Source organism: Clostridium sp. CM039 (assembly GCF_055081075.1).
Genome location: NZ_CM143649.1, coordinates 1,736,300 through 1,759,836 on the forward strand (window position 1 = coordinate 1,736,300; position 23,537 = coordinate 1,759,836).

Here is a 23,537-nt window from a genome sequence, read left to right on the forward strand (position 1 = left end):
TTTATTTTTAAAGTGATTTTCTATACTTAAATTGTAAATCACAAATGACTTTCTTATAATAAATAGTGTCATGTATCAGGTAATATAAAAATAAAATGTTTAACCATATAGAAAAGAATAAACCTTCTTTCAATTATTCATCAACTCCTCTATTAGCTTTCCAATCCACATAATCGGTATTATCTATTAATTCCTTAGTTTCATTGTCTTTCCGCTGAGTGGCAGTCCAGCCTTCATAAGGGACATTAATATAGCAGCATCGGCAGTTCGGATGAGCTGGAATTTCAGGTTTACTATCATCATCAATGTCATATATTTCACCATCATAACTAGCATCTATTGGATTTGTAAGCATATCTAAAGTAGCACTGTACATTTGTTGGCTAACTCCTGAAGAATGCCCTATATCGTCTATAGCTTGACTTTGTACCCTTGCATTCTCTGTTCTGACAAGTCTTTGACTCTCATAAGCGGTTGTGTTAAAAGTTTCTTTAACATCCCTACCTATTTTATCAATATGAGCTTTACCTTTCATGGCTTCAACTAAAGAGCTTTGAAGTTGGTCAATCATATTAGCTTTTTGGGTCCATATCCTATCTGAGAAAAACTCGCCTTTATATTTTGCATTTACTGCAGCATCAACAAATTCTTTCTTTAAAATATCAAATTTTAATTCTATTTTAAGCCCTGAATCCATAACAAAAGCGTTCTTATAATATGTATTCTTATAACTACTACTTATAATTGTAGTAATTTTCTCTACTTCGGAATCACCTAACTTTTTACCCATAGTTTTCAATATCTTTTTAACATCTATATCAGCTTTCTCTTGACTATTCATTTTCAAAAGTCCATCTACACCATATTTAATAAACAGTTCACCTAACAAAGCGTGAATGGCATCTAATTCCACTTTCTGTGCTTTATATACGGGTTTCATCTGTTCATCAATATATGCTTCAGCATCAAGTTTAATTTGTTCTATCATTTTACGATATTTCTTATCCATTACTTAGTCACAACCTCTTTTGGAGGATTTAACAGATTTTGTCCGATACTGTTTGATTTGTTTTGCTTTGCAATTTTAGCCATTTCATCACTAACATTATCAACAAAGCTTAATTGAGCTATACCAGTTTCAGTACTTAATTTATCACCTAACTGTGCGATTATTTGCGCTGTTACTAAATCATCCGAGGGTATATTATAAGTAAATACCTGCTTAACATCTTTATAGTCATACGTTACAGAGCTTTTTATGTATAGATGTTTAAATAATATCCTAAGTCTATTTTTAATACAGTTTATAACTGCTTTTGCATCTAGACTACAGACATTTTCTAAAGAAATAAGTCTAGTTCTTAAAGCTAAACTACTTGTATTACTAGATAATTTTTCATTAGCATTTATATGACCACTTATTTGGTATATTTTATCTTCTAACGTATTTAGTGTATTTTGAATAAAACTATCATTTATATTTTTTATAAGCCAGGTTACGCTACCATCTTTATTAGGTACCTGTATTGCTCCGAGCTCTTTCATTTTTGGCAAGTCAGAATCTTCTATTGTTACACCAGTAACTACTAAATAAGCACTTCTAAAATCTGATATTTCATTTGTTATATCACTTAAATTAGTTTCATAGGCATCCTGGAGTCCTTTTACATCTTGGAATATAGTATCCAATTCTAATTCCTCACTTATAGAGCAAACACTTACTGGTACCTCTCCAAAGTAATGCACATCTTCCCCAAGCAAACAAGAATTACTAATGCCACCTTTATAATGTACTATTCTATCGGCTAAATACACATCAATATAATCATTAGTATCAAATTTCTTTTTAAAAACATGAAGCGCTAACTCAACATCTCCATCAGCATTCGTAAATACATAACAATTTAATGGAGTTAGTATTCTCGAACAAAATTCTCCGAGTTTATTAATATAATAAAGCTCATAGGCCTCACCAAATATTAAACTATACCTTAATAAATTCGGGTCATGTTTTTCTGACCAATGCGCCAAATTACATTCTATTGCATCTGTTATTTTTGTATTACTGGTCTTGCTTACATAAGAAATTTTATTTCCCAAGGTATAAGATACTTCTTCTTTTATAAACTTTTTTATATAATTTACCCTTGTTTTTAGGTTTGACCTATTAGTTACCATTTTATAGTCTTTTAAAGCGTCGGTTTCACCTTTATAATAATCATACATTACTTGATTTTTAGATATATTATTAGTAAAGTCACTATAACAAGAATTTAATAATTCTTCTAACGTTGTCATTGGTTCTCACCTCCTATAACAATTTATTTCTGTCAAAAGGTTTTGCCTTCTGAATTACTTCAATATCATTAATTCTATTTGCAAATTCAGCGGTTATGTCGGGCGCATCATCATGGATTGAGTATTTTTGACCTGCAAATTCCTGTATCTGATTTATAAATTCATCATCTTCTTCAGCAAAAATAATTTGACCTTTATTCATATAAGGAATGATTGTACTAATTTTATCATCTTTGTTTTTTCTCTGAGCTTCATTAATTATTTTTACTCCTTTGGATCTTAACACTGGATCATCATCAATTAACTTTTCAAGTCCGTTAGCATCAGCACCATTAAAAGTGTTTTTTTCAATATATACATGAGTGGTATCCGGATACTCTTTCAACAAATCAATCATACGCTTTATATATTTATCAAAATCAGTACGTGAATTTATTTTTGCTAATTCTGCTTTACGAGCATACTTTAACCCATTGTCACATTCTGAACCAACTAAAAAGGCTGAGTAATCGGATTTACCATTTGCTGTACTCGCTGGATCCACACATAACATTGTTTTTATAAACTTATGTGTTTCAATTACACTACGAGCTTCAGTTCTAACAGTCTTAAACCATTTCTCACCAATACTATTTACATCACCCTGTATTTCCTGTTTAAATGATGAAGGATTTTCATAATACTGCATTGCAATATCTAAGCAGTCCCAAAATTCAGCCCACAGTAAAGGGAATTTCATAGCATCTATGTGTTGCCAATAAAATTCTTTAGCATCTTCTAAGTGTGTTTCATTTTTAAAATCAAATAATGAATTTTTAAACTCTAACCATAGGCCAGTATTAAAAAAAGTATCTATATCATCCATTGGAATACCTTTATCATTTTTAAATTTCCAAGTAGGTAGTTTAATCAGCCTAGAATAAAAGCACTCCTTATGCTGCAATGTTCCCAATGCAATAAAAGTAGTGCCTTTTTTAATTATCTTACCTGCTCTATAAACTGCTTTCTGCGCCGCAAATTTAACATCATTACTGAAGCGCACCCACTTTTTAGTTCTCGCTTCGTCAGTCCGGCAGTCATCCTCCGACTGATAATCGTCAAGAATAATTAAATCAGGACGACAATTATCATATTTTCTCCCACGCATTGGAGATGCTGAAGATATAGACTCTATAAAGCTTTTATTAGTAAACTCAAGCTGTGTGCTATTACATATGTACCTTTTATCTTTATCATCCAAGAGCTTACCAAAAGCTTTCTCCAAATATGTGTTTTCCAGGAATGTATTTTTAATATCTTTAATAAATTTCTCAGCGGTACTTCCTATATCACTACATAAAAGAGTATATTTTTTAAATTTGTAACAATGACACCATATAGTAGTAGCAAAAGTTCCAAAGGCTGATTTCCCAGTTCCTCTTGGTTCTATCCTTCCAATTTGCTCATTACCATTTCCAATAATAGACTCTTGTATATCATGCCATATTTCCCTGTGCACATCAGCAATAGGAGCAGCCGCATTATTTTCTTTAGGTAGAAACACATCCTGTAAAAAATACATACAGAAAAATTCAAAGTCTCTTTTCCCAACAGACCAGGCCAGTCCATGAAAATCAAATAAATGGTCCTTATGATTTAACATTAGGTACGCGGCTTTATTTGGATTATATAATCTCTTCAGGTGAGTATATAATGATTTTCTATTTTGTTTTGCTTCATCCAAATTAACTCACCCTCTTAATTTTATCTTCTTTGTTGCATTCTACTTTTAACTCTCATATAACTGTCATGCTTCATACACTCATGCATATCAGCATAAGTATCTAATGTAAAATCAAGTTCCTCACACCCATGATTCTTGTTGCATCTATTTCGGATAGGGCAACAGCACTCTAGGTTTTCATCTTTCCAGTAAGTTAATAGTTTCACTTTCACTATTCTCACCTCATTTTTATATTTAATGTCCAGTCTATTTGAGCATTGTTAAGTTGCTTGACTGGTTCTGTCCTTAACCTAAAAAAATATTGCAGAAATTGTGTAACCCAACCCCGGACATCTGGAAACTTCCCAAAACAGAAGGGCACCCCCATCACAAAGAAGATAATAACTATTACTTACCAATATAGTGCAATGTCGTGAAAGATTTATTTCGCGACATTATATTAACCAATGCAATGGGTTTGTAGGCACTAACTACATAAACAGTGACATTATACTCTTATATGTTCATAATTTGTTAACATTCTCATTCATTATCAAACTCTTTGATCTCATCATCCAACACATCCACAGTTACATCATCCTTACTATCTCTACCATTAGCTATCTCTATCTTAGTGGCATTACTCATGTACTTATCTACGATCTTAGAGGCTGCATCAAGCTGTGTCTTATCGCTTGTTCCATTCTCACATAGCTCTATAAGCTTAGCCATAGCCTTAGGTGCATAGGCCCTACCACTCGCTTGCATGCTAGAAATAAAGTCTTGTTCGAGTTCGTCTAGCTCGGCCTTCATATCTTCCTTTTTCTTCCAGTCGTATATGGTTTGTCTAGTAATACCTACAACCTTTGCTATCTCTGTAATTGATGTACCAATAGATAACAAGTGACACACTTCTAAATGCCTTTTATCCAACACATTAACACCTCCAATTCATTTGACACCACACATGTAATCTTACACATAAAAATAAGAGCTAACCTCCTGGCTAACTCTCTTACTATTTATAGTTTACTACTATATTACAGGATATATATAGGATTAAAAGTATATTAATCCGTTAATTTTACCTATAATATCCCGCTTTAAATCTCCTATATAATCTTCTGATAAATCTATCTTAGTACTTATTTCTCTATAACTAAGTTTATTAAAGTATCTGAGTTTTATTATTTCAAGATCTCTTGGCACTAATGTTTCTAGAGCATTATCTATTTTATTTATTTTAATTGATATATCTCTTCTTGAATGATTTAAACTTTCAATTCTCTTTTCTCGTCTAATAACTTCATTTTCTACGGAGCTATTAAACTGATTTGTTGGAGCTGACTTTTCTTCATAACTTATTCCAGCGCATCCTACATACTCAATTTGGTCTATTTCAAGGTCTATATTTTTAATTTCTGCTTTCATTGTTTTATAATTATAAAGATAATACTCTGTTTTTTTATATAGATTCATAATTCATCTCCTATTGTTAGTAAATTCTATATATAAATTAGGAAAAATCAAGCTTTTTACTCATTTATCTGTACCTGAGTCATATCAACACTTAACAGGACTTAGAGTAATTATTTCCCACCTTTTTATTGCTTTTAAACTGTTGGTATCACTCATAAGTTTCACAAAGTTACAGATGAAAAGACTAGTTGTACCCTCTATAAACGTTGATATGTATAGCTTCGAGTGTTAGGAAATATGGGTACTATATATATAGTTCTTTATATATATATTATAGTAATTTATTTTTTTGTTTTTTTCTACTAAAGAAAATTTAAATTTGCGTAACCGCGTAACCGACAACCTCCTAATCTAGTCATACCAATCTATGTAGCGGTTACAGATGAAATTAATTTGCTGTAACTTCGCGTAGCTTTTACCATCAAACCGTTGCTACTGCTGTGTTCCATCTGTAACCAAAATTATGTATCAAGATTATGGATATATTTTTGTAAATCTTTATAGGTCCGGGCATGGATATGGTTGTCCAACTCGGCGAATAAAACATACAGGTATCGCGCTTTTCTAATATTGCATTACACTTTTTTATAGATTCTAACTGACTTACCCTCTATTTTGGTGATGATACTTTCATAACCACGTTTTTTAATTTCTCTACCAAATACCGTTTTAGATAAACTTTTTAGTCCACCCTCTACACACCACACTTGATATTGCTTATATGCATCTGATATTTTACATTCATCAATTACACTTTCTTCTAAAAAGCCAACCACTGGATTATTAACCTGTTCATACTCGGTCCATATATCATCACATGCCTTGGATAATGTAAATTCTTTATTCATTAATATTCTGTCTAAGCCTTCTAATGATATTTTTAGCATGTACTCTAATGACTCATTAGTTAACAATTTATCTTTTATCCACGGATCATAACCAACATCTTTTTTAGTAAATTTAGCATTGAAAGGTATAAATACAATTCTACGTTTTAATCCATCTGAAGTATCATCAATTCTAGGTAGGTCATTTGCACTAAAAATGAGTTTGCTGTAATTACTAATATCATATGGATCCTTACCTTTACGCTCTACATTGACACGTTCTCCAGTAACTAATTTTTTAAATGTACTATTATCCTCTATGAATTGTTTCGAAATATCATCACCTATATTGGCAAGTTTTCCTTCAAGTTGATATGTCTTAAATCTATCATTCAATTCTTTAAGTTCTACGGCTGCAATATTCTCTTCCCCCAGCATAGCTTCTAGTACATCTAATAGGGTGCTCTTACCATTACTTCCACCTCCTGTTAGAATAAACGCTTTGCCCATTTCATTTCTTCTCAGTAAGCAGTAACCCATCATTTCCTCTATTAACAATCTGAGGTGCTTATCATTGCAGCATATATTATTTATGGTTTGGTCTGCCACTTTGCTATATGATGTTGGATTATAAGATACTGGTATTTTGTTTTTTATAATGAATTTTGGTGAAAATTCTTCTAGTGATTTTGTTTCCAGGTCCATAATTCCATTAGCTAATAATATATATTTAGGTGATGTTACTTTAACATTAGGGCATATCAATTCTAAATATCTAATTATTTCGGATCTAGGTGTTTTTGTGGAATTATTAATGTATTTTAAAAGCTTTTTCTCTATTTTATTTGCATCACTTGTATATACTCCATCTTCATATATATGTAGCTGATTATTTATTTTAATAACATTCTCATTATCTTTTAAGTATTTAGCTAACATTTCATACTGCAGCTTACCTTTTATATAAAAACTTTGCTTAGTAAAACTTTCATCTCGTAATATAGTATCTATTTCCCTGGCATCTAGTTTCTCTTGAAGAATATAAGTGTTAATTATCTTTATGGTTTCTCTTATTTCTTCTTTAGATAATCCGCTTTGTTGTAATGTGAGTATGTAACCAAATAATGCTGGGTTTCTACCGTCGCCCTCACTCATGGTTTTAAAATCTATAGTTTTTTTAGATATAGGCATTAACCACGCTGGTACAACATCTAACATTTCGGATTCTTTAATCCATGCTCGGTTAACATTTTTTACTTTCAAAGGTACAACCGCATTTTGTAGTCCTAATCCAGTATCAATTTTTACACCTATAGGTGTTGAATATCCTTGTTTTCTGTTTTCTATACCATTATCAATGAAATATAGATGCCCTCCTCGGCTTGTCCTAAGAATTGAAGTGTTAACGTGTAAATCATCAACTATTTTTAATACTTTTTCAAATTCAGCTTCTTCATCTATATCAATTTGTACTAAATTATCGGATAATACTCCACCATAACCATTTAATTCATTAACTTGATCCAATGAATAAAACTCTTTTCTATCCTTGTATGGCTCACTAGGTGTTTTGCCTTGGCTACCCCCCAGCGGTATATAACCTTTAAAAATATCTATTTTAATCACCTCACTTTAAATTAATTTTATTCATAGTCTATTTTCCTCCATCGTTTTGTTACTTATAAACCGTTCTAACAAACTCATTATTTGACCTTTACTCAACGTTTTGTACCAGGTGACTCTTTCCCCATAATTAGCATCCATTATATCCTTATTGATAAAATCACCATTTTCTTTTCTAACTCTTATAAATATTTGCTCCATTATATGTTCCTCCTAGATTCTATATTAATTAGTATTTCGGTCTGTTCTAATATCCTTTTAGCTCTTACTTCACTGACCCTGTTATTTCTCATAGCTTTAAAATAGCATTCATTAATTATCTTTGCGATATTATCAATATAATTATTTGCTTTTTCAATTGCTAATCTCTCCACTTGAATATTTTGGGTGGGTGTTGCTACGATTGCAGTTTTATTGTTTCTCTCAGCTTGCCTTCTCTGATTTCTATTCATGGTCAACCTCCTTGCGGCTATCTATAAACTTTTGGGCCATTGCAGCAACTTGAATAGCTTCAGATGCTAAATTTATTGCATCAACTTTTAAACTTTTCAAATGTGAAAATGAAGGTTCTTTTATATTTCTTTTTGTACAATACCATACTTGTTCCAATTCAGCATTCGCATATTTTAATTCCTCTGAGGCTTCCTCTAGTTCTTCTTTAATAATTGCATACCCCTCATGGGAACTATTAAACATTGGAAATTCAATATTTGCTCTTTTAAGTTCTTCAGATACCAATACCTTTACAGACTCTATTAATTCTTTCATTATTTTGTACTCCTTTCATAATCAAGAAATTCTCTTGTACTCATATATGACACTTTCAATACTTGACTCAGCATAAATTTCCGTTGTTTTAGGGTCACTGTGACCGAGTAAAGCTTGTACATTGTGTAACGCCATTCCAGCCGCCAACAAGTGTGTAGCTATCGAGTGACGTAACAAATGTGGGTATATTGCTTTGCCTAAATTTGCTCTCTTAGCAATGTTTCCAATTTCTCTTTCTATGCTTCTGCCACCTAGTCTATTGTGTGGATACTTGCTAGTTACGAATAATGCTGGGTTATCATCACTTCTTGACAATATATATTCTTTTAAGAGATATTTAGTTTTGGTGTTAAAGCATACAATTCTTTCTTTATTTCCTTTTCCAATTACTTTGAGTGTTTTGTTATTCCAGTCTATATCTTCTTTGTTTATAGAAACAATTTCTGCGAGTCTGCAACCTGAACTATAAGTAAACTCTAGTAATGCGCTTTCCCTGATATTTGTACATTTCTGTCTTAATATTTCTACTTCATCTACTGTAAGTGCATGCCTTAATCGTGATGGCTCTTTAGTTGCTTTTAACTTTGACGTAGGATTTTTAGGTATATATTCTTCAGTAAATAACCAACCGAAAAATGATTTTAAGATAAAAATTTGCTCATTTATTGAACTGGGTTTCATTTTCTTACATCTTTGTGCTAAGTACATCCTGAGATCCATAGTATTAATAGCTGCTAATGGCTTCCTGAGCATATTAGAGAATATTAATAAATTATTGTTGTAGTTTCTCAAAGTACCTTTTGCTAATCCATCTAATTTTTTAACTGCTAAATAGATTATTAATTTATCCTCTACATCACTAACCATTAATCCAGTTTCCTGAGGTATTACATCATATTTATATAGGACCTCTTCAGCAATCATACGAACTTTTAATTGATCTATATCTGGGAACTCTAGTGTTAGTTTTCCTACTAACTTTATAATCACTTCATCTTTTGTGTTAGACATATCCGGTACCTCCTAAAATTTTATTTCTTAGGAGATACACTGTGATATAATGAATATATCTCCTAGTGAGAATTAGAGAGCTGACTGTTTACGAGACTAGCGGTTCTCTTTTGTTTTACTTTTTTTGTGTCGGCATGTATTTGAAAGACGACATAAAAATACCGTATTATTCAATTGAATAATACGGTATTTTTAAGGGATTATTCGGTTTTACTAGTTGTGACACATAATTAGAATATATTTAAGTTACACTATGAATCCATGAAACTATAATCCCACTAACTATTATGAATATTCCACCTAGAAATAAAAAAGTTGCTTCTCGTTTTTTGTTATTAATATATGAGCAATACCCATCTAATATACCCATGATACCGAAAAATAGTAATATAATTAAATCTGTAATTTCTCCATTAATGATATCAAATAAACCTAAAAACACTGATATAATAACTATTACTGAAATTACATTTTTTATAACTTTTACTTTTTTTATAACTTTTACTGTTTTCAAGTTATTACCTCCCAATAAAAATAATCTTCTCAATTTTCTGCAAATGTTTAAGTATCATGTATTTTTGATTGATGAGCAACATTTTACTATGTTGTCTTAACTAATGGTAATTATAGCATGTTTTTATATGAATAATCACTATTTTTGTAAAACATAGCAATTATTCTTATTCTTTAATACCGTATTATTCAATTATCAAAGACCATTGTTCGCACTTTCAATTTCAATAGTTACGTCGCCTCTTTCTCATATTTCGTTGTAACTTAATAAAAAAATACCATACAATTCATTTCTGAATAATACGGTATTATGATAAAAACAGCTAATTTATTTTCTTTAACCTCTTTTGAGTTTATAATTCTATATTTATACTCTAGGTTATTCTAACTCTATAATCCTTGTGTTTAATTTATCTATTTCTACTTCTATTTTAGCATCTAGATCTCTTGGAAACAGAGAATTTTTAAATCTTTTTGTTTCACCTGCTATTGATCCATCAAAAGCTTGAGACATAACGTTGAAATGTGCTGCAGCCTTTCCTAATAATTCCCTTAGTTCTTTATCTTTTACATGACCACTTTTTTTAACTATTAAATCTTCAAGTTGTTCATTTATTGTTATAATTTGTTTTAATAAGCTTTTATCATTATTACTATAAACTATACCTTCTAATAAGGCTGGCAAAGTTTTATAATGAGCTTCTTTGTTATTTGTAAATATCTCATATAACAATTTGCTTTTCTTTCTTAATTGCGTAAATGGTCCATAGAATTCATTAAGTTTTTTATAAATTTCTTTTCTCGCTTCTTCTTTAGATTTGGATTTTAAAAGTTTTGTATTCATATAATAAGCAACAAAAATAGATACAACTCCAACGATTATAGGTCCATAGGCTTTTACAACTTCATACATAAACATTTCTCCTTTAACATGAAATATTTCATTCATATTTCATTTACTATATTACCACATTTTGTATTGAAAAGAACTAATACATTTATAAGCTCCCACTTAAATTTCAATTACAAATATCAAACTAATACCGTATTATTCAGTTTTCAAAGAACTCTTTTAATTTGTTACAATATCCTGTATTGCTGGTATTTTACACCCTCGGCAGTCTTCTTATCATCAAGGTTATTCTTATAGGATACATTTATATAGTCTAGTACCTTTGCTAGTCCTAACCCACCATTTTCGGTATCTTTCATACAATACTCCCATTGTTTTGGGTGTGTAGTCTGCATCAATTGAAATCTATTTACACCTTTTTCAAGGTGTGCCCCATACATACAAAACATGCACCCAGTTCTTTTATATCCCATATCATATATTTTGCTATAAGGTAAATTATAAAGTTTCATGTAATTCCATATATCCTCTTCACTCCAGAAGCTTATAGGTGCTGATATAGGTCTTTTATTTTCAAAGGCATTGCAACCATTTTTAAGATATACCTTCTCTCTCATTACGCTTTCCTCAGTCATTGTGCCTATAATAGCCATATTGCCCGATTCCTTTTCATACTTCTTTACTGGTCTTTTTTTCATTACTTGGCAACATTGGTCTGATATTTTAAAAGGTGCATTTATTAAATATTTCCACTTTTTAGATATTGTAAATTGAGTTTTGCTTCCATCCCTATTAATACCATCTATGTGCTTATGCTTTAGAACCTCGCTCTTAGTGTTTCTAACCAATGTTATATAGTGGCTTTGTTCTTTACTGATTGCAGGGTATCCATACTTCTCAATGACCTTATTGAACTGCATTTTAGGTCTTACAGTCGTTACGTTATCTATAGTTTTAACAAAATCCCTTATTTCGGGAAATTCTAACCCAGTATCAATAAATACTGCTTTAACATCTGGATATATGCTTCTAACTAAATGGAGCAGTACCGTACTATCTTTGCCACCACTAAAACTTATATAAACTTTTCCATTCCAAAACTCATGCCATTCTCTTATTCTTTGTAAACTTTTCATAATTTTAACATCTAAAGGTAAAGCTTGTAACATTCTTAACTCGTTTATTTCCAAAATTTCCTCCATGCCTGAAGGTGTGCACACTTTTTCTTATCTATAGATACTTCAATTTTATTTTAATATTTGTTACGTGATATTTAGCTATTATGTTACTTAGTTTTATTCTTTCTTTTGCTTATCTTTTGATATAGGTCGGCTATAATAACACCAGTCCTCGTTAATTCAGCATCTTTTTGTATTAATTTATTCTTGTTCAATATTGATAATTGTTGCCTAGATACTAGTATTAAATTATTAATGTCTAAATTATGTCTGTTTCCATCACCAAAGATTACGACATATCCTTTTGGGATATTTCCATTGCATTTTTCCCACATTACTCGCTGTTTTAATCTCCATTTATTTGGCTCTGCTACTTTAACTTCTGTATAGTCATCTACGGTTACTCTTTCACTTCCTACTAATCTATGGTTTGGTGGTATGGTCCCTTTCTTGAACCATGTTTTTTCAGACCCTTTAGCACAAACACCTTTTATCCCTTTATTGAAAGGAATCGTCCCAATTTTGAATCGGCAATCTAAACCACTTTTTAAACTGTGATTTTTTACAAAAGCTCTAATTGAAGTGGTCTTAATATTTAATCCAAAATGGTTATTAAATATTTCGGTTAATTCTTTAGTCCCTATTCCTTTTATATTTTCTTTGATAAAGTTGGCTTGTTCTTCCGTATATTTATGTTTCACTTTTACCCCTCCAACATTTTAGGCAAGCTAGTATTAGCATCTTCTCTGTCATCCATTAATTTTTTAGCTGCTAATACTAATGACCCATTAGCAATGATCCTTGATGCAACATCATTTATAGCTTTTGTTCTATTCATTTCTTCTATTAATGCTTCACCTTTTAAATCTTCATCACCTAGTCGCTCTAACTGTGCAAATAAATGGTTGTTTAAATCTCCAAGTGTATTTTTCATTATTTACCTCCTAAATTTCAAGTATTTACTTCGCCATATCTGCCAATAATTCCGTACCATTTTCACATTTCCAATTTCATCTGGTCACTTATGCCGAATCCTTCAAGACGTTTTCGGGCCATAATTTTATACCAACTCTTATCTAAAGTTCTGCTAACTCTTTTATCTTTTATATCACTATTATCTATAAAGCATCTTTCAGGTACATTTCCTATTTTTTCGAGTTCATCATTACTATTTACCTTTTTAACAGATCCATCACTTATGCTTCTACTAGCAAATACCCTTATACATTTTTCTTGCAAATTTGAGCCATTGTAATTAATACTTTTATACTTTCCTGTAACCTTAACTATTTTCTGAAATTCAATTAATTTTTTACAATTATTTATGGTATCTTCTACCTCAGTACCATGAATGAAATATTCTATTAAAGCGGTATTAAGAATAGGTAAATCGTAATCTAAATTATCTAGTTTCTTAAGGTAAGCACCTTTGCTTTTATAGCTTCCATCCTCCATAATAACTAGGTAATTGTTAACGTCCTTTTGTACTACTTTAGTAATAATGTCATGCTCTAGTGTCATTCTAGTTCGCTTTTCCCAATCTTTGCATATTGCCTTATACGGTTCTATATCAGCTTTAGAGTTTAGCTTAAACATCACGCCATCTGTATTTGACTGGATTAGTTCATATTTAGTTTCTAACTTTTCGATTAGGTCCAATAGCATCAACTGACCATTTATACATACATTGTTTGCCTGCAGCGGATCGTATAAATTATTGTTTTTATCTTTGCTGGCTCCATAACTAGCATTCAAAACTAATTTATATGGTGCCTGTTCTTTTTTCATTTTTTTACGTTTAAGATCCATTCTAGTATCATATATATTTTTATATTTACTCTTATCACTTAAATTCCTACTTAAGAAATCATATTCAATCATTAATGATGGATAAAATGAACCAACATCTGAGTTTATAAATATTCCTTCATTAATATACTTTTCTTTTGCGCCATGAAGTCCACCCCATCCAAATACATGTTTAACTCCGGCAACTTCAATTTTTAAATATTTTTTATAGTCTCTATTACTATGATTTTTATACCAATCTACGATATTATCATATTTATTTATATTTATAGTATCTACTATGGTTATATCAAACTCATCCATGTATTGTTTCTTACGTGCGCCAAGGATAATTGCACTTAATTGAGGTTTAGTCATGCTAATATATTTTATATTTAAGTTAAAAGCCTTAATAAGGGCCATTTGACTATTAAATTCTTGTATTCTTTCCATAAACACCAACATAGTATTCTCTACATCTGACTTGCAATATTTAACGGTTTCAACTATTTCATCTCTTGTTAATGGTCTATCAATCCAAAAGGGTACCGAGGTTTCTTTGATGTTATTACCCATGAAGCCCTCTAACTGTTTCAGCCCTTTACTTATATCCGTCATAACATCAAAATTTAGGAGTGGATACTTATTAAATTTGTTGCTAAACATCCAGGCTGGCTTTTGAAACTGTATTATGTGTTGCGTTAGTTCAAATGGATTTAAATCAAGTAATATAGTTTTTAAGATATATTGGTCAAATGACCTGCTGTTATACCCTACCCAAATATCATTTTTATGGAGCTCGTAATACTTTTGTAATGCTTTTGGATTATCTATACAGATATTATATTTCTTTGTTTCAGTGTCCATAATTACTACAAGCCAGTTATATTTAAAAGTTTCAAAATCATAAAATAAAATTTCATCTCACCTCAAATTATTTTTTTATTAGGCCCATAATTACGGTATGCTTCTCTTGGCTTTAACACATACTTTTGTACTGTGCTATACGATACTTTTAATTTTTTAGCAATAGGTATCATTTCAAAGCCTTTATTATATAATTCATTAATTTCTTGCACTGTTTTATTTTTAACTTCACTATTCTCGAACCTTTTCGAAATATGAATACGCGGTTTCCAAACATAATTGTGAATAGTAACTTCTGATAAATTTAATTTAGTTGCTATTTGGGCCATACTTTCGCCATTGTCATATAGTCTATTAATTTCTTGTGTTATTGGAATTGTTACTTTTGACATATACCAGCACATCCTTAAAAGTTAAGGGGCTTAACCGCCCCCTCCTTAATTTTATTTATCAAATATATCTGTAATTTTATATACGTTATAACCTTTTGCATTTTTGCTATAGTCCAAAACATACTCTAATAGATTTTCTATTTCTCCAAATATATCTAAAATCAAGTCATTATATTGTTTGAAAGTTTCAAATTTAGCTGGTGTAGCACTTCCTAGTGACCCAAGCATTTCATTTGCGTTATGGATACCAAAACCACTACTTAGCACCTGGTTATAAAATATTAATGATCCTTTAAACTCGCCTTCTAAAATTTGAAATCTCATAGTTAACATTGGAGATCCTTTTTTGCTTTCTGTAAGTTCCATTAATATTACTTTTACCTCATATTTACCCTCTTTAACTTCAGCAAAATCACTTTTACCATCAGCAGCTGCAGCCACATCTTTCTTTAAGCCCTCAGTATCTATTGATTTATCAAATTTTTCCCATATATTCATTAATAATCACTCCTCGAAATATCTAGTGTAGCACATGCTACACCGATTGATTTTACTTATTTTCTAAATTTTCAACTATAAAAGTTACGTTACCTTGACTGAAGTTAACCGATATTTCATCAGGTTCAAAATCATCATTTACCCAAATATCAAAACTACCTGGAATATTACTTAATATTTTTTTTAAATCTTCAACTTTCATAAGTTACCTCCTAAAATGGAATATCTCCATCAGTTAATGGTGTTATATCATTAAGTGCTTCCTCTGTTGGTGCTTTATCCTCAGTAACTTCTGCTTTTGGAGTTCTAGCCTTCCTAGTCCTGGTATGTTTTACTTCTTCAACTGGCTTGTCCTCAATAGTTTCAGGTTGTGCTATATTGCCTAACTCAATGGCTTCTTTAAGTGGCATACCCTCTGACTTTTTAGGTTGTTCAATTCCAGTTTCTTTAGTTTCAGCGGGTTCAATCTTTGTTGTTCTAGCTTTTCTACCAGTCTTTTCAGCGGGCTTCTCAGTCACTTTCTTTTCATCACTTATAATTGCATCATCTAGTTTACTATAGGTCTTAATGCCCTCTTGAGCTTCATTTAAAGCCCTTATAAACTCTTTCATATCTAATGGAATTTTCTTTTCTTTAAAATTAAATCTACCTCCACCAAATACATTTTCTTTCTTTTCAAGCTGCAAGTATCTTGCTTCACCATCCATATAAGCTCTAACTGTAAGATCTACGGTTCCGGCTAGTACATTTGCAAATTTATCTTGAATATTTGGACTAATACTTGTTAATTTGGTACCATTTTTAAGGTTTATCTCTGATACGACTTCTTTACTGATATAAATTAATTGATACCCTAAATTTTTCAATCTTTTTATTGCTGTAAAATATTCTGTTCTTACTAGGTCCCATCCTTTACCAAATCCACTATCTGACTCATGCTGTATTCCATTTTTATCGAATACATAAAGCCTACAATGTTCTTTCAAATCCTCCACCAAGTCAATACAAACTCTTTTAAATCCGTTACCATTTTTCTCAAGCTCCGTAATTGTGTCCAGGAATACTTCCCAAGCAAATTTACGATTTGTTACTCTACCTACGGTGGTTAGTTCATCAACTATTCTTACAACTGGACTTGTAGTGTTGTCTGTATTTCCGTCAGTATTGAGAAATAATAAATCATCATATTGGTCTATGAAAGTAGATTTCCCAACATAACTGTCAGCGTAAATCCATAAATCAGGGTTTTCATCAATCTTTTGTTCTCTTCTTTTATTAACTGGTAAATTCATATAATCAATCCCTCTTTCACAAAATATTTGGTATTCGCAAAACTTACAATCTGTAGTAATATTTTTATCGAACTCTTTTGTTTCTAGCATTGTGATTGCTATATTTAGAGCCTGTGACACTTTGTTACTGTCATAGTCTAAATACTTGACTGTTATATCCATTGTGGCTAATGCTTCATCAAGTCGTTTTCTAAATGCGTATAAATCCTCAGTTTGCTTTTGCCTTATGAATGTTTTTGGTATGAATATAAATGCTATTTTATTAACTTTATATCCCTGAAGTTCCAGGAAGTATTTATACAAGTGTAGCTGTGGTGAGTTCATATAATCATCTATATTATTACTGTATTTATAATCATATAGGTCCACAGTTCCATCGGCATTATGTGCTAATAAATCAGCGGTACCAGTGAAGCTCCCCCACTTAAAACATACTTCATGCTCTAACTTCTCATATTGGTTCATGAAATTAAGAACCTTTGGAAGTAGGTATTCAATTTTAATAGCTTCATTAATGTGGTTATCATTTATAATGTAGTAATTACTGTGATATTTATCTAACATCTTTTGAATACTTCCAGTTTCAGCACCATAATGTATTGCAGTTCCAAGGTATAAAGCATTATTACTATCTTGGTTTTTAACAGTTCCCAGCTTGTCCAAATATCTTAATTTATAATGGTGTGGGCAGTGTGCATAATCTGTTATTGCACTTTGTCTCAATTTTGATCACCTCCTTAAATGCTATAAAATTCTTTCTCTTTCCCCTCAATTACTGCTATTAGAAGGCTTTTAAGCATTTCAAAATCTTTAGGGTATATTATCAAACCAATTCCATTAGCTTTCTCTATTGAGTTTATATTTCTTATTTGTAAAGCACTTGGGTGTCCATCATCTGCTTTAACTTCTATTCCTATGAACTTACCATTTACGCAACATATTATGTCTGGTATTCCACTTGGAGAATAAGGCCCTGCCCAGTGTTTGAAAAACCAACCTTTAGGCGCAACTATCATTTTATCTTTAGGTGTTCCAGCTGCATAAATACCAACTGAGTGTAAATATTTCTTTACTTTATTCTCAAATAGCTTTTCTCCTGCCATTAAATATCTCCTTACTCTTTGATTTAAAACCATGTATTATCCCTTTAATAACATTCTTAGCTAATTTTCTAAAACCACAAATGTTACAAACATAATTATTCCTCATACATTTTTTGGTTTTTCTAGCCTCTTTTATTGTGTAAACTTTTATTATGTGTTTTTTCCCACACCCGTTACACTTAACTTTAACTATCATATTCCGTAATCTTCTAAAGTCATTTGGTCTTGCTTAAGTGGTCTAGCCATATACTCACCATCTATGAAAATAACTTCTCTTTCTCCGGTGAATGATCCCTTTTGCTCATACTTTTTCTTTAATGTGCTAGTAACTTTGTGCTGAAAATCAGGTCTTTTATATTTGTAAGTGTCATTAACTAATTCATCATCTTCATTCGTTCTAGCGTAAGATTTGAAAGTTTCAGGTATTTCAATTTTGAGATTCAAACTAATTTCTCCACTTTCAAATTCCTCATTAAATACTTTTTCAATAACTCTTTGAATTTCACCATTTAAATCACCCAACATACTTGCAAATACAGGACTATCTATATCTATTGTTAAAACTTGCTTAGATAAATCTAAGTTTTCATTAATTTTTATCATTGTTTTTAGTCTCCCTTTTTAATCAATTACTTTATATTCATCCATACAATCTACACATGTAGATCGGTTATCTATTTGGTAATATTCATCACCTTCATTAATATCAGAGTCACAATCACTACAAATAGCTATTACTATTGCTTTTGGTTCCTCATAACCAAACTCATATTGACAGTCAGGTAATTTATTCATGCTGTATGTGTACTTCTAATTTCATTTTATTTAAAATTTCATTTGCTTCTTTAGCGGGAACCATTAAACTATTTTTTAAAGCCATAGTCGCTTTCCAATTAGCTACCATATCAAACATGAATTCACCATCTTTTTTCATTACTTTTCCTCCTTAATGGTCCAACCATAATTATTAGCTTCTAAGAAACTTTCAAGATCAGTTAATTGAATTTCAGTTCCTTCAACTTTATAAGTTTCAACAAATATTTCAGCTTTAATATTTTTTATAACCGTTGGAGCTATTACTTCAGGAATAATCATTTTAATAGGTACTGCTTTTGATACTGGAGCGGCTACAACTTTTGCTCTTTCTTGATTAATTCTTTCAGCGATTTCTCTATCAGCTTTAGCTCGTTTAACTTCCTCTGCTCTCTCAGCCTTTCTTACTTCAGCAGCAACTTTTTCAGCTTCTAATTTCTCATTTCTAATTACTTTTTGTAATTCTATTTCATCATTTCTTTTTTTAAGTGCCTCAGCATCCTTAGTTATTTGGTTAACTATTACATCTACATATTCAATTGCAATCATATCTATATATTGAGTGTCCAATAACGGAACACCATATCTTGCTATCGCTAACTCAACCTTTGATTTTATTAACTCAATATTAGCAATTTCCACATTTTGCTTTGATAATAAAGAATCAGCTAATTTGGTTAGGTCTTCTTTTATAGATTTTATCTTGGGACCTTTATTTAGCATTGCATCTGTAATTACTAACTCTTCATAATATTTATCCGATAAACTTCTTTCATCTATTAACGTATCAATTATCATTTGAATTTCAGTTCTTTTATTTGCTATCCTAGTAACCTCAAATTCATCAGCTTGCTCACTTAATGGACTAATAACTGTGTTAAATTTATTACTAAGTAACTTGCATTGGTCCTCAAATTTTGTTATATCTGCAGTTAGTAATTTCTTAGTTTTTATTTTGAAATCATTAAGAGACTTTTGACCTTTTTTAAGCTCCGTTATGGTCTTCTTACACTCTTTTACTGTGTCCTCGGTAAATACTAAACCATTATATTTCTTAAGTGTTACTTCCAGTTGTGCATCTATTTCAGTGTAGTTAAAACTAACTACTGCAGGTGTGGTTTGTGATATTAATTCTAATTCTTTCATATTTTTTCACTACCTTTCACTTCATTTAACTCATCTGTTAACTCATTTATTTCATTATTAGTTTGGTTTCCTTTGTACTGTTGTGGAATGTATAATCTGTATCACTAGTCCTTATGTGTGTTTTTATTTTCTTAATAATCTTCCATTCCTCCTTAATATTTGTCTGTTAAATTCGCTTAATCTTTCTATTTCTATTTCATTTCTCTTGATTCTCTTATCTAAACCTCTGTTTTCCAAGATTAGTGCTAAAATATCACGTTCATGGCGGTTCATTACCATAATGCTATAATCATCCATTAAGGTTAATCCTCCTTTACATATGAATTTGTAGTTTTATCGTATATCCAAGTTGTTTCCATTTACTTCTCACTCTCCTTAAATAATTGGTCTGTATAATCTTTTCTAAATTTCAAAGTATTTAAAATTTCCTCTTCTAAACTTCCTTTAGTTATTAAGTAGTAATAAAAGCATGTCCTAGTCTGCCCTATACGGTGTGTACGCTTCTTACTTTGCTCAAATAACTCACTTGCTAAAGGTAAACTGTAGTAAATAATCTTGTTACTAAGCTGTAAGTTTAGGCCCATAGCTCCCGCCTGGTACTGAACCAACGTTACTGAGTTATCTTTACTCTCATAATTTTTTAAATCTTTAGTTTTACCATTAATGATGCTTATTGGTTTTTTCAACTCTTTACATACTTTTTTCATTTGCTCCAATTCAGCAGTAAAGTTATAAAATATTATTACTCGGTCCTCAGTACTCTCTAATATGTCTTTTAAAGCACTTACTTTATTACTGTTATATTGACTAGATAATTGCCTTAAATAAAGCATCTTAGTTAATGAAGTATCTCCTAGTAACTCTTTATCATCTATGGTAATAACCCTATCCTTATTAAACTTCTTATAATTAGTAGTGTTATCAACATGGACCGTATTCTCTAATTGTTCAGGTAGGTCAAATACATCTTCAGTCTTTTGAAATATGGCTCCATACTCTCGTAACTTGTCTTTTAGCTCGTCCACATTTTTATAACCAACCACTTTAGGTATTTTGAAATTACCCATGTCTATTTCAACGAAATTTACATATCTTGCCCAAAAGGCTTTCTTTGTTATTTTCCATCCTAGCAATTTACACTGTGTTAGTAATTCTTCGTATTTCCCTCCCACTGGGGTACCTGATAGTAGAATTACATTTTCAGGTCTTAATTTCATAATAAATTTAGTACGATTTGAACTTGCATTTTTAATACATGAGCTTTCATCCAGCATTAAAGTAAAATCTCGTAGTGCTGTAAGTTCCGGTCTTCTCCAAACAAGGTCATAATTTATGATAACTACACTTTTAGTTGGTATTTCCATTGTCTTTGAGTAAATAATCGTGGTATAATCGGGGTAATACATTTTCATATGCTCATACCAATCGCTTAATTTGCTTTTCTGACAAACAATTAAGTTTATATTGGTATTGAGTTTTTTTAATTTCTCGCTTCCTACAAAAGTCTTTCCTAATCCCATATCTAAGTAGTAAGCTACTCTGTTAAAATCCTTAGTTTGTCCTAGTGCATCCTCTTGATGTTTGTATAGTTTCATTTCTCACCTCTTGTATAGCTTTCTTTGCGCTGTAACCGTTACGATATAAATTTATTACTTTATCTAAATGTTCATTAATAGTATTAGGGTTGGTATTAATAATGCCGCTTTCCATCCTTCGTCACCCCTTTTTAAACCTCTTATAACAATAGCTGTTATAATTATGATGCTATAAATTGTTAGGACTAACTTACCTATATCTGTCATATTGTTATTCTCCCTTCATTAAATTTTTACTAGCATCTAGGAATTGATTTTCAAATTTTGATTGTATAAACTGAATTTCTGAACATTTACTACACGATTTTTCATTTGCTTTTTTATCTGCATTAACACATTGTCTGCATCTAGTTTCTGATACTTTCATTTAGCTCACTTCTTTCAATATTATGCTTAGTGTTGCTTTAGCCCTTGCTATACGCCTACTTATTTCAACTTGGCCACAACCACATATCTTAGCAATTTTAAGTTGTGAAAGGCCATGTGTTAGTTGAAGCTTAAAGGCTTGTCTATCTCTTTTGTTTAGTTTGCTCAATGCTTCATAAACAATAATTTGCGAACAATCATCTTCTATGCCAAATGTGTCTTTAAGCGTAATATCTGTAGATTCGCTTTCGTAAATTACTTTGTCTAAACTATCGCAATATACTATTTTTTTAAATTTAAGATCATCCCTCCGGGTTTTTATAGTTCTCTGAAAATCCCTACAATGCCTTAAAATCATTCCATTTGCGGTAGCTCCGAAATATGTGGAGAACTTAGCTTTCTTTAAATCTACATTTTTTAATGAATACGCAAATGCTTGGTTAACTATAGCTAAAACCTCTTCTCCATCTACATTCAGTTTTTTATATTTTTTAGCTATTGTATAAACTAAACCTATATTTGCATTGTAGAAATCATCTCCGGCTTGTCTATTTCCGTTTTTAAATTGTTGGATAAGTTCCTCTTGCATTTTAATCGCTCTCCCTTTTTAATTTAGTTTTTGTCTTCAGAAGCTTTGCGCCTCTCATTATTTATTCTTCAGAAATGTTGGTATATTTTGAAGCGACTGTAGTATACATATATTAGGAAGTGTTTTCTTTTTTCGATTGAAAGTAAATTTTTAATTAGGCTTCTTAGCCTATATTTTCTTGTAAATTATAAATATGACCCGTACTTAACATCTGGATTTTTGCAATTGCTGCCTCGGCTCTTTTAAGTTGTAATTTAAGTTCTTCATTTTCTCTCTCTAATCTCCTACGTTCTAGTGGAGAGAATCTTTCTAATTTGACACCTTCAATTTCTGCAATATGTTGCTGGGTGAATCTTACACTTGGTAATCCTCTTACCGCTGTAATTATTCCTTTATTCCTATAATCATCAATTGCCTGTTCGCTCACTTGCCATCTTTCGGCTAAGTTTTTTTTAGTTAAAAGCATGTCCATATTTTCACCTCATTATAGTTATTGTATTTCCGTCATTTCTAATAAAAAATTAAGGTCAATATTTAAAATGTTGGCTATTGAAACTAAACTCTTTACACTTGGTGCATATCTACCAGCTTCAATATCGGATATATAGCTTCTTGATAGCATTGATCTATCAGCCAGTTGCAATTGTGTTAATTTCATATCATTCCTATGTCCACTTATTATTTCTCCGATTCTTGCTTTTTGGTCTGTGCTCATTTCCTCACCTCCGATAAATTTAGTATATTGTATATCCGTCATTTTGTAAAATTCACAATTGGGCTATTATGCTAAATTATAATTTAATTACTTGTAATTCCGTCTATTTACTTGTAATTCC

General features: G+C 31.0%; 34 protein-coding genes. All 34 read right to left on the reverse strand.

Annotated features, from left to right (window positions below; all coding sequences use genetic code 11):
• Positions 1–133: 133 nt before the first annotated feature.
• Positions 134–1,009, reverse strand: coding sequence for a minor capsid protein (locus ACWJJ2_RS08255; protein WP_462954206.1), 876 nt, complete (start codon positions 1,007–1,009; stop codon positions 134–136).
• Positions 1,009–2,298 (reverse strand): phage portal protein, encoded by a 1,290-nt coding sequence (locus tag ACWJJ2_RS08260; RefSeq protein WP_462954207.1) that lies wholly within the window; start codon positions 2,296–2,298, stop codon positions 1,009–1,011. The genes ACWJJ2_RS08255 and ACWJJ2_RS08260 overlap by 1 nt, the downstream gene beginning before the upstream one ends.
• Positions 2,299–2,311: 13 nt before the next feature.
• Positions 2,312–4,021 carry a hypothetical protein gene (locus ACWJJ2_RS08265; RefSeq protein ID WP_462954208.1) on the reverse strand — a complete coding sequence of 570 codons (1,710 nt, stop codon included), beginning with the start codon at positions 4,019–4,021 and terminating at the stop codon, positions 2,312–2,314.
• 20 nt (positions 4,022–4,041) lie between these two features.
• On the reverse strand, positions 4,042–4,233 hold the full coding sequence (locus tag ACWJJ2_RS08270) for a hypothetical protein (RefSeq protein WP_462954209.1): 192 nt from the start codon (positions 4,231–4,233) through the stop codon (positions 4,042–4,044).
• A 310-nt stretch (positions 4,234–4,543) separates the two neighbouring features.
• Positions 4,544–4,936: a phBC6A51 family helix-turn-helix protein gene (locus ACWJJ2_RS08275; protein WP_462954210.1), complete on the reverse strand. Its 393-nt coding sequence runs from the start codon at positions 4,934–4,936 to the stop codon at positions 4,544–4,546.
• 123 nt (positions 4,937–5,059) lie between these two features.
• The gene (locus tag ACWJJ2_RS08280) at positions 5,060–5,479 is read right to left on the reverse strand and encodes a sigma factor-like helix-turn-helix DNA-binding protein (RefSeq protein ID WP_462954211.1); all 420 of its coding nucleotides are present in this window, start codon (positions 5,477–5,479) and stop codon (positions 5,060–5,062) included.
• Between the two features lie 575 nt (positions 5,480–6,054).
• Complete coding sequence (locus ACWJJ2_RS08285) at positions 6,055–7,932, reverse strand: DNA primase family protein (RefSeq protein ID WP_462954212.1); 1,878 nt, start codon at positions 7,930–7,932, stop codon at positions 6,055–6,057.
• Between the two features lie 21 nt (positions 7,933–7,953).
• On the reverse strand, positions 7,954–8,130 hold the full coding sequence (locus ACWJJ2_RS08290) for a hypothetical protein (protein WP_462954213.1): 177 nt from the start codon (positions 8,128–8,130) through the stop codon (positions 7,954–7,956).
• Positions 8,130–8,381 (reverse strand): hypothetical protein, encoded by a 252-nt coding sequence (locus tag ACWJJ2_RS08295; RefSeq protein ID WP_462954214.1) that lies wholly within the window; start codon positions 8,379–8,381, stop codon positions 8,130–8,132. Before ACWJJ2_RS08295 ends, ACWJJ2_RS08290 begins: the two co-directional genes overlap by 1 nt.
• Entirely contained in the window at positions 8,374–8,697 is a 324-nt protein-coding gene (locus ACWJJ2_RS08300) for a hypothetical protein (protein WP_462954215.1), read from the reverse strand. Before ACWJJ2_RS08300 ends, ACWJJ2_RS08295 begins: the two co-directional genes overlap by 8 nt.
• A 21-nt stretch (positions 8,698–8,718) precedes the next feature.
• Positions 8,719–9,708, reverse strand: coding sequence for a site-specific integrase (locus tag ACWJJ2_RS08305; RefSeq protein WP_462954216.1), 990 nt, complete (start codon positions 9,706–9,708; stop codon positions 8,719–8,721).
• Between the two features lie 241 nt (positions 9,709–9,949).
• Positions 9,950–10,222, reverse strand: coding sequence for a hypothetical protein (locus ACWJJ2_RS08310; protein WP_462954217.1), 273 nt, complete (start codon positions 10,220–10,222; stop codon positions 9,950–9,952).
• A gap of 378 nt (positions 10,223–10,600) precedes the next feature.
• Positions 10,601–11,134 carry a hypothetical protein gene (locus tag ACWJJ2_RS08315; RefSeq protein WP_462954218.1) on the reverse strand — a complete coding sequence of 178 codons (534 nt, stop codon included), beginning with the start codon at positions 11,132–11,134 and terminating at the stop codon, positions 10,601–10,603.
• A gap of 167 nt (positions 11,135–11,301) precedes the next feature.
• Complete coding sequence (locus ACWJJ2_RS08320; RefSeq protein WP_462954219.1) at positions 11,302–12,264, reverse strand: phosphoadenosine phosphosulfate reductase family protein; 963 nt, start codon at positions 12,262–12,264, stop codon at positions 11,302–11,304.
• A 95-nt stretch (positions 12,265–12,359) separates the two neighbouring features.
• Positions 12,360–12,953: an HNH endonuclease signature motif containing protein gene (locus ACWJJ2_RS08325; RefSeq protein ID WP_462954220.1), complete on the reverse strand. Its 594-nt coding sequence runs from the start codon at positions 12,951–12,953 to the stop codon at positions 12,360–12,362.
• A 2-nt stretch (positions 12,954–12,955) separates the two neighbouring features.
• Positions 12,956–13,186, reverse strand: coding sequence for a hypothetical protein (locus ACWJJ2_RS08330; protein WP_462954221.1), 231 nt, complete (start codon positions 13,184–13,186; stop codon positions 12,956–12,958).
• 62 nt (positions 13,187–13,248) lie between these two features.
• Entirely contained in the window at positions 13,249–14,907 is a 1,659-nt protein-coding gene (locus tag ACWJJ2_RS08335; protein WP_462954222.1) for a hypothetical protein, read from the reverse strand.
• 62 nt (positions 14,908–14,969) lie between these two features.
• Positions 14,970–15,299: a hypothetical protein gene (locus ACWJJ2_RS08340; protein WP_462954223.1), complete on the reverse strand. Its 330-nt coding sequence runs from the start codon at positions 15,297–15,299 to the stop codon at positions 14,970–14,972.
• Positions 15,300–15,350: 51 nt separating this feature from the next.
• Positions 15,351–15,797 (reverse strand): DUF669 domain-containing protein, encoded by a 447-nt coding sequence (locus ACWJJ2_RS08345; RefSeq protein WP_462954224.1) that lies wholly within the window; start codon positions 15,795–15,797, stop codon positions 15,351–15,353.
• A gap of 52 nt (positions 15,798–15,849) precedes the next feature.
• A complete protein-coding gene (locus ACWJJ2_RS08350) occupies positions 15,850–15,999 on the reverse strand; it encodes a hypothetical protein (protein WP_462954225.1) in 150 nt (49 codons plus the stop codon).
• 10 nt (positions 16,000–16,009) lie between these two features.
• Positions 16,010–17,812 carry an AAA family ATPase gene (locus tag ACWJJ2_RS08355; RefSeq protein WP_462954226.1) on the reverse strand — a complete coding sequence of 601 codons (1,803 nt, stop codon included), beginning with the start codon at positions 17,810–17,812 and terminating at the stop codon, positions 16,010–16,012.
• Positions 17,813–17,826: 14 nt separating this feature from the next.
• On the reverse strand, positions 17,827–18,192 hold the full coding sequence (locus tag ACWJJ2_RS08360) for a VRR-NUC domain-containing protein (protein WP_462954227.1): 366 nt from the start codon (positions 18,190–18,192) through the stop codon (positions 17,827–17,829).
• Positions 18,170–18,388 carry a hypothetical protein gene (locus tag ACWJJ2_RS08365; RefSeq protein WP_462954228.1) on the reverse strand — a complete coding sequence of 73 codons (219 nt, stop codon included), beginning with the start codon at positions 18,386–18,388 and terminating at the stop codon, positions 18,170–18,172. The genes ACWJJ2_RS08360 and ACWJJ2_RS08365 overlap by 23 nt, the downstream gene beginning before the upstream one ends.
• Positions 18,385–18,795: a hypothetical protein gene (locus ACWJJ2_RS08370; RefSeq protein WP_462954229.1), complete on the reverse strand. Its 411-nt coding sequence runs from the start codon at positions 18,793–18,795 to the stop codon at positions 18,385–18,387. The genes ACWJJ2_RS08365 and ACWJJ2_RS08370 overlap by 4 nt, the downstream gene beginning before the upstream one ends.
• Positions 18,796–18,813: 18 nt before the next feature.
• Positions 18,814–18,987 (reverse strand): hypothetical protein, encoded by a 174-nt coding sequence (locus ACWJJ2_RS08375; RefSeq protein WP_462954230.1) that lies wholly within the window; start codon positions 18,985–18,987, stop codon positions 18,814–18,816.
• Positions 18,980–19,126, reverse strand: coding sequence for a hypothetical protein (locus ACWJJ2_RS08380; protein ID WP_462954231.1), 147 nt, complete (start codon positions 19,124–19,126; stop codon positions 18,980–18,982). The genes ACWJJ2_RS08375 and ACWJJ2_RS08380 overlap by 8 nt, the downstream gene beginning before the upstream one ends.
• Positions 19,126–20,151: a DUF1351 domain-containing protein gene (locus ACWJJ2_RS08385; protein ID WP_462954232.1), complete on the reverse strand. Its 1,026-nt coding sequence runs from the start codon at positions 20,149–20,151 to the stop codon at positions 19,126–19,128. Before ACWJJ2_RS08385 ends, ACWJJ2_RS08380 begins: the two co-directional genes overlap by 1 nt.
• A gap of 123 nt (positions 20,152–20,274) precedes the next feature.
• Positions 20,275–20,448, reverse strand: coding sequence for a hypothetical protein (locus tag ACWJJ2_RS08390; protein ID WP_462954233.1), 174 nt, complete (start codon positions 20,446–20,448; stop codon positions 20,275–20,277).
• Positions 20,449–20,510: 62 nt separating this feature from the next.
• Entirely contained in the window at positions 20,511–21,746 is a 1,236-nt protein-coding gene (locus ACWJJ2_RS08395; protein ID WP_462954234.1) for an SNF2-related protein, read from the reverse strand.
• Between the two features lie 63 nt (positions 21,747–21,809).
• Positions 21,810–21,953, reverse strand: coding sequence for a hypothetical protein (locus tag ACWJJ2_RS08400; RefSeq protein ID WP_462954235.1), 144 nt, complete (start codon positions 21,951–21,953; stop codon positions 21,810–21,812).
• A gap of 4 nt (positions 21,954–21,957) precedes the next feature.
• Complete coding sequence (locus ACWJJ2_RS08405) at positions 21,958–22,113, reverse strand: hypothetical protein (protein WP_462954236.1); 156 nt, start codon at positions 22,111–22,113, stop codon at positions 21,958–21,960.
• Positions 22,114–22,701 (reverse strand): sigma-70 family RNA polymerase sigma factor, encoded by a 588-nt coding sequence (locus ACWJJ2_RS08410; RefSeq protein ID WP_462954237.1) that lies wholly within the window; start codon positions 22,699–22,701, stop codon positions 22,114–22,116.
• Positions 22,702–22,864: 163 nt separating this feature from the next.
• Complete coding sequence (locus tag ACWJJ2_RS08415; protein WP_462954238.1) at positions 22,865–23,173, reverse strand: histidine kinase; 309 nt, start codon at positions 23,171–23,173, stop codon at positions 22,865–22,867.
• Positions 23,174–23,191: 18 nt separating this feature from the next.
• The gene (locus tag ACWJJ2_RS08420) at positions 23,192–23,416 is read right to left on the reverse strand and encodes a helix-turn-helix domain-containing protein (RefSeq protein ID WP_462954239.1); all 225 of its coding nucleotides are present in this window, start codon (positions 23,414–23,416) and stop codon (positions 23,192–23,194) included.
• Positions 23,417–23,537 lie beyond the last annotated feature (121 nt).